The organism is Haematobacter genomosp. 1, from assembly GCF_002196855.1.
Classification (GTDB): domain Bacteria; phylum Pseudomonadota; class Alphaproteobacteria; order Rhodobacterales; family Rhodobacteraceae; genus Haematobacter.
Genome location: NZ_NIPW01000050.1, coordinates 1 through 5545, shown reverse-complemented (window position 1 = coordinate 5545; position 5545 = coordinate 1). Strand labels below are relative to the sequence as shown.

The window sequence follows — 5545 nt, the reverse complement described above, 5'->3', positions numbered from 1 at the left end:
CGGGAGGAAATCCGCTTCACGGTGGAGACCTTCAAGGGCGTGGAACTGGTGAATGCCCGCGTCTGGTATCTCCACGCATCCGGGGAATACCGCCCCGGCAGGCAGGGCATTGCCTTCCGTCTGGAGCTGCTGGGCGAGGTGCTGGAGGCGCTGGGCAAGGCCCGAAAGGCGGTGCTGCAATGACCGGCAAGGGAGAGCCCACCAGCGCCGAACTGCTCGCCGCCGCCGCGTCCATCGCCATTGCGGGGCGCAAGCTCATCACCGCCACCGACCGCACCAGCTTCCGCGACGTGGGCGAGACGCTGGACGCGCTGCACGACCATCTGGCGGTTGCCGGTGGGTCGCTTCTCACCCTGGCCGAACGGCTGGGGTGCGAGGCGGAGGTGCGCCGGTTGATTGCCGAAGGACAGGCCCGCGTCGCCGCCTTCCACGCCTTTCGCGGAACGGAGGGCCGGGCATGACGGAGATCCAGCTTCTGGGCCTGCTGCTGGCCTTCCTCGTGCTGGCATGGTGCGGGTGGTTGCGATGACCGAGGCCCAACGCATCACGGCTGCGCTGCAAGGGCGCTGGCACGGCCGCTACGGCTTGGCCTGCTGCCCGGCACATGGCGACCGCCACCCCAGCCTTACGCTGGCAGACGGCCCGTCCGGGCGGCTGCTGGCCCACTGCAAGACAGGGTGCAGCTTCGCGGCTGTGCTCGACGCCCTGCGCGGGCTGGGCATCGTGGAGGGCCGCGGCACGGTTCCGCAGACCGATCCGTCCGAGCTGGCCCTTTATCAGGCGGAGCAACGCCGGGAGGCCGAGAAGCGGAAACGTCAGGCGCTCGCCGTCTGGCGCGAGGCGCGACCGATCGGTGGCACGCTGGCCGAAACTTACCTCCGGGGCCGGGGCATCACCTGCGCGCTGCCGGAGAGCCTGCGCTTCCATCCCGCGTGCTGGCATCCGACCGCGCAGCGCCTGCCAGCCATGGTGGCGATGGTGGAGGGGGCCGACCGTTTCGCGGTGCATCGCACCTATCTGCGGGCCGATGGCAGCGGCAAGGCGGAGGTGAGCCCGGCCAAGGCGATGCTGGGGGCTGTCACCGGAGGCGCCGTGCGAGTCGCTGAGGGCAACGGCGCGCTCGTGGTGGCGGAGGGCATAGAAACCGCTCTCAGCCTCTCTAGTGGGCTCCTGCACGCGCTTGCGACGATCTGGGCCGCGCTCTCCACTTCCGGTCTGACCGGACTGCGCCTGCCGCCCACTCCGGGTCGCCTGACCGTTGCGACGGACGGTGACGCGCCGGGCCGAGCAGCGGGCCATGCACTGGCCGAACGCGCCGCCGCCCTCGGCTGGACCGTCAGCCTGCTTCCCGCGCCGGAGGGGCGTGACTGGAACGACATTCTCACCATGAAAGGGGCCAGCGCATGAACGCGCCCGGCATCACTCCGGCTTTCGCGGCCGAACCCATCCCCTTCAAGGCCGAAGGACCGCAACCCCTCCTGCGGGAGATTCCTCCCGGCAAACCCTATCCCGTCGCAGCGCTCGGTCCGCTCGCGGCGGCCGTGGCGGCGGTGCAGGATGTGACACAGGCCCCTGTCGGCATCGCTGCGCAATCGGCGCTCTCTGTCGCCTCTCTGACGGTGCAGGGCTTCGCCAACGTGGAGACGCTGGGCGGGGATGTGCCGTGTTCGCTGTTCTGCCTGACCATCGCGGAGAGCGGCGAGCGCAAATCCTCCTGCGACCGGCTGCTGATGAAGGGCGTCCGCGACCATGAGCGGGCACAGGCCGACGTCTTCCGGGCCGCATTCTCCGACTTCGAGGTTGCCCGCGAAATCTGGCAGGGCAAGCGCAAGCGGCTGATGACCGAGGCCGCGGCCTCCGACAAGATGAAGGCCACGGCGGCCGAGGCCGATCTGCGCGCCCTTGGGCCGGAGCCGCGCGCGCCGCTCTATCCGAGCCTCACGGCACAGGAACCAACGCTTGAGGGCCTGTTGAAGCTCTACCAGATTGGCCGCCCGGCCTTGGGCCTGTTCTCGGACGAGGCCGGGGGCTTCATCGGCGGCCACGCGATGAACTCGGACAACCGGCTCAAGACCATTGCCGGGCTCTCGCAGCTCTGGAACGGCGACACGGTAAACCGCATCCGTTCCGGGGATGGTGCCAGCGACTATCCCGGCCGCCGGCTCGCCATCCACCTGATGGCACAGCCTATCGCCGCCCGTCCGCTGCTGGCCGACCCGCAGGCATCGGGACAGGGCTTCCTTGCCCGCTTCCTCATCACCGAGCCGCCCAGCGCGATTGGCACGCGGTTGCGGCGGGGGCACAGCGGGGCGAGCGACATGGCCATTGCCGCTTTCACGGCACGCCTGGGCGCCATTCTCGAAACGTCCATGCCGACCGGCGACAATCCGCAGGAACTCACCCCGGTGCGTCTGCCGCTGTCGCAGGGGGCCAAGGAATTGCTGTGGCGCTTCTATTCCACGGTGGAAGCGGCACAGGCCTCTGGCGGGCAGATGGAGCATGTCCGGGCCTATGGCTCCAAGGCGGCAGAGCAGGCGGCGCGCATTGCTGGGGTGCTGACGCTCTGGGCCGATCTGGGCGCGCCAGAGGTCGCCCCGCAGGCGATGGGATGGGGCATCGATCTCGCTCAATTCTACCTGTCGGAAGCGCGCAGGCTGGCCGAGGCCGGGGCCGTATCGGACGAAACCGCCAAGGCGGAACGCCTGCGGAAATGGCTGCTGGAAAGCTGGCCGCATGATGACGTGACGCCGCGCGAGATTGTTCAGTCCGGGCCAAACGCCCTGCGGGAAGGCAAAGCACTCGCTGCGCCGCTCGCGATGCTCGTTAAGGCTGGCCATCTCGCTCCCCTACCGTCTGGGACCATCATTCGCGGCGGCGCACGGCGCGAGGCGTATCGGATCGTGAGGCCCGACCATGTTGTTTGATGTGCAAGCCGCTCTGTCTGAAATTCTCGCGGCCACCCCTGCTACAATCGCTACACCCGCTACAAATCGGCCGAATGTAGCGAAAGTAGTGGATGTAGCGGTGCAGCGGGCCGAAAACCCGGCGTCAGCCCCCGTGCTGCCCTTCACCCCGTCGCCCAGCGCTCCGGCCCCTTCGCGGGATGATGACGACATGTTCCGGCATGGCCGATCCATCGCGGGGAACCCGGTCACATGGACAGGTCGCATCATCCGGCTCGATGACTGGCGCCAGCTTTCGGTATGGGACCGCCACGGGCCAGACGGGCGGTTGTTCTGCGGTATCTGCCGGGCGTGGGTGCAGCCGGACAGCTTCCCTCATTGCCATGACGGAAACGGGGGCGCGGCATGACCGTTCACGCGTTCACATTGGACATGGAGAAGCTGCGCAAGGTCAGGGCGCTGATGGACGGCGCAAAGACCGACGGGGAGAGACGGGCCGCGAAAGCCAAGGCCGAAGTGCTGGCCGCCCGCGCCGGGATGACGCTGCAACAGGCGCTGCCCAAATTGGACGTCGCGAAGCCTGCCGCGCCGCAGTCGGGCAATCCGTTCACGGGGTTCGCGGATTGGATGGAGGCGAGGGAGCCGGGCTACAAGGCCGAGCAAGCCCGCCGCCGTGCTGATCGGGAGGCCAACCGCCTTGCCCGGTGCAAGGAACTCCTGGCGGAGTACGGGTCGGAAAAGGCGGTGTTCTTCCCGACCGATCTGGAGAAGCGCCTGCGCCGCGCATTGCTGCCGCTGCGCGAGGGAGGGGACAGCTTCCAGGGATGGGTGACAGGCAACCCCACACCGGCCATGTGGGCTGCCATTCAGGCGGCTTCTCCGCTGCCCGATACCCTACAAGGCATCTGGGCCGAACATGCGGCATGGGAAAAGCTGGTGTCCGACCGCATCACCTTCGAGCCATACTATGATGCCCCGGCCCATGTCCGCGCCCGACAGGCTGCGCTTGAGCGACACATGGACCGGACGCCCGCGCCGTCCATCGAGGGCATGCGCGCCCGGCTGGCGTGGTTGGCGCATCTCAATGACCGGGGGTTCACCGGTGACATCCACGACGATGAGGCAATGATTGCGACGCTGCGGGCGGATTTCGAGGCCATAGCCGCAGGGATGCAATCGCCATTGGCGGGTGAGCCCCATCGTCCGGGCCATCGCCGCACCGCCGTGCTGGATCTTCTGGCGACCGAACCCGACCTGTCGGATCGGCAGATTGCCCGCCGCGTGGGATGCAGCCCGCAGACAGTGGGCAACTGGCGCAGGAGGGCGGCATGACTCTGTTAGTTCGTGCTGGGCCTGTCGCGCCAATGCCTTCGCCCGCCTGTAACCCCATCTTAGACGCGGGGATGCATCATGCCCGGACCTGACCCATTCGGCCTGTCCTATGACGAGAACGAGCGCGGCCGTCCCGTCATCATTGCCGAGATGTGGACAAGCCGCCTGCCGCCCTTCACGGGCTGCCCCCGAACCCGCCTTGCCCGTGCCCGCGCCGTGCTGGCCAACCTCAAGCGCGATGGCTGGACCTGCCCGCAATGCGGCCGACCCGTGCCGCTCTATCGCCGCGCCGATGCCGTCTATTGCTCCACCGGTTGCCGCAAGCGCGCCATGCGGGAGCGCAAGGCATGACGGGGGCCGAGCTTGCCGCCATCCGCAGGGCTGCGGGGCTGTCGCAGGGGGCTCTCGCCCAGCGCGTCGGCATCGGTCGTCATGCCGTCAGCTACTGGGAGTGCAAGGCTGAGGTGGACCGGAGGGCATGGGCGGTGCTGCGCATGGCCGACGTGCTGACGCTGCCGGATAAATCTGACATCAAACGCGCGCCTGCGGGATGGGTTGAAAGGATGGCGGCACAGGATCGGGCACGGGAAGCCGCCTTCATGGTCCAAGTGGCCGCATGGCAGGCGCGTGACGCCCAGCGCCGCGAGGCACAGCGGGCAAAGCTCCAGGTGCGGTGCAACGCCAGGACGCGGAAAGGCACGCCCTGTCGGTGCAAGTCGGAACCCGGCAAGAAGCGGTGCAAGTTTCACGGTGGCATGTCCACCGGAGCCAGAACGCCGGAGGGGCTGGAGCGCATCCGCGAGGCCCAGCGGCAAAGGTGGGCCCGCTGGAGGGCGGAGAGGGACCGCCGGGAGTGAGTGCCAGTGCCTAAAACCCGCAAGAGATTGCGGGATTTCAAAGGCCACGAATATGCAGGGTTTCACCCATGTTCTGCCGGGATGGGGTTAGCAAAAGTTGACCTGCCCCAAGCGCCGCCTCGTCATGGAGTGTTATAGCTCATCGGAGTTGAATTTTCTCGGGCCACAAGGGATACTCTGCATGACGGGGTTGTCTTCCAAACCGTAGTCCTGGCTCCGGCCAGCAACCGAGGTTCGCGTGAACCTAGCCCCGTCGCCCTCTTTCCTCCGCCTGCCGCAATCGGGCCGCGATACGCGCCCGCGTGGGGATGGGCTGATAGCCCTCCGTGGCCGCTGGGCGACCAATACACGCCCGTGCGCCCGCATGTCATGGGCTGTCAGGGCCTGTGGGGTTCCACCCTAAGATTACCCTAACATCGGCAGCCCGCCCTATGGGGTGTTTGGGGGCTGCCG

Annotated in this window: 8 protein-coding genes; all 8 read left to right on the top strand. The window is 67.9% G+C overall.

All coding sequences use genetic code 11. The annotated features are described in order from the left end of the window. Positions 1–183: transcriptional coactivator p15/PC4 family protein (locus CDV49_RS18570; RefSeq protein WP_088216810.1), on the top strand; the 183-nt coding region annotated here is incomplete at its 5' end. Next, positions 180–461, top strand: coding sequence for a hypothetical protein (locus tag CDV49_RS18565; RefSeq protein WP_088216809.1), 282 nt, complete (start codon positions 180–182; stop codon positions 459–461). The genes CDV49_RS18570 and CDV49_RS18565, both read left to right, overlap by 4 nt. A gap of 64 nt (positions 462–525) precedes the next feature. Then, entirely contained in the window at positions 526–1407 is an 882-nt protein-coding gene (locus CDV49_RS18560) for a DUF7146 domain-containing protein (protein ID WP_088216808.1), read from the top strand. After that, positions 1404–2924, top strand: coding sequence for a YfjI family protein (locus CDV49_RS18555; RefSeq protein WP_088216807.1), 1521 nt, complete (start codon positions 1404–1406; stop codon positions 2922–2924). The genes CDV49_RS18560 and CDV49_RS18555 overlap by 4 nt, the downstream gene beginning before the upstream one ends. Positions 2925–3024: 100 nt before the next feature. Beyond that, the gene (locus tag CDV49_RS20330) at positions 3025–3312 is read left to right on the top strand and encodes a hypothetical protein (RefSeq protein ID WP_143413206.1); all 288 of its coding nucleotides are present in this window, start codon (positions 3025–3027) and stop codon (positions 3310–3312) included. Continuing rightward, positions 3309–4235 carry a helix-turn-helix domain-containing protein gene (locus tag CDV49_RS18550; protein ID WP_088216806.1) on the top strand — a complete coding sequence of 309 codons (927 nt, stop codon included), beginning with the start codon at positions 3309–3311 and terminating at the stop codon, positions 4233–4235. The genes CDV49_RS20330 and CDV49_RS18550 overlap by 4 nt, the downstream gene beginning before the upstream one ends. A gap of 78 nt (positions 4236–4313) precedes the next feature. Next, positions 4314–4586 carry a hypothetical protein gene (locus CDV49_RS18545; protein WP_088216805.1) on the top strand — a complete coding sequence of 91 codons (273 nt, stop codon included), beginning with the start codon at positions 4314–4316 and terminating at the stop codon, positions 4584–4586. Beyond that, on the top strand, positions 4583–5092 hold the full coding sequence (locus CDV49_RS20575; RefSeq protein ID WP_088216804.1) for a helix-turn-helix domain-containing protein: 510 nt from the start codon (positions 4583–4585) through the stop codon (positions 5090–5092). Before CDV49_RS18545 ends, CDV49_RS20575 begins: the two co-directional genes overlap by 4 nt. Positions 5093–5545: the final 453 nt, after the last annotated feature.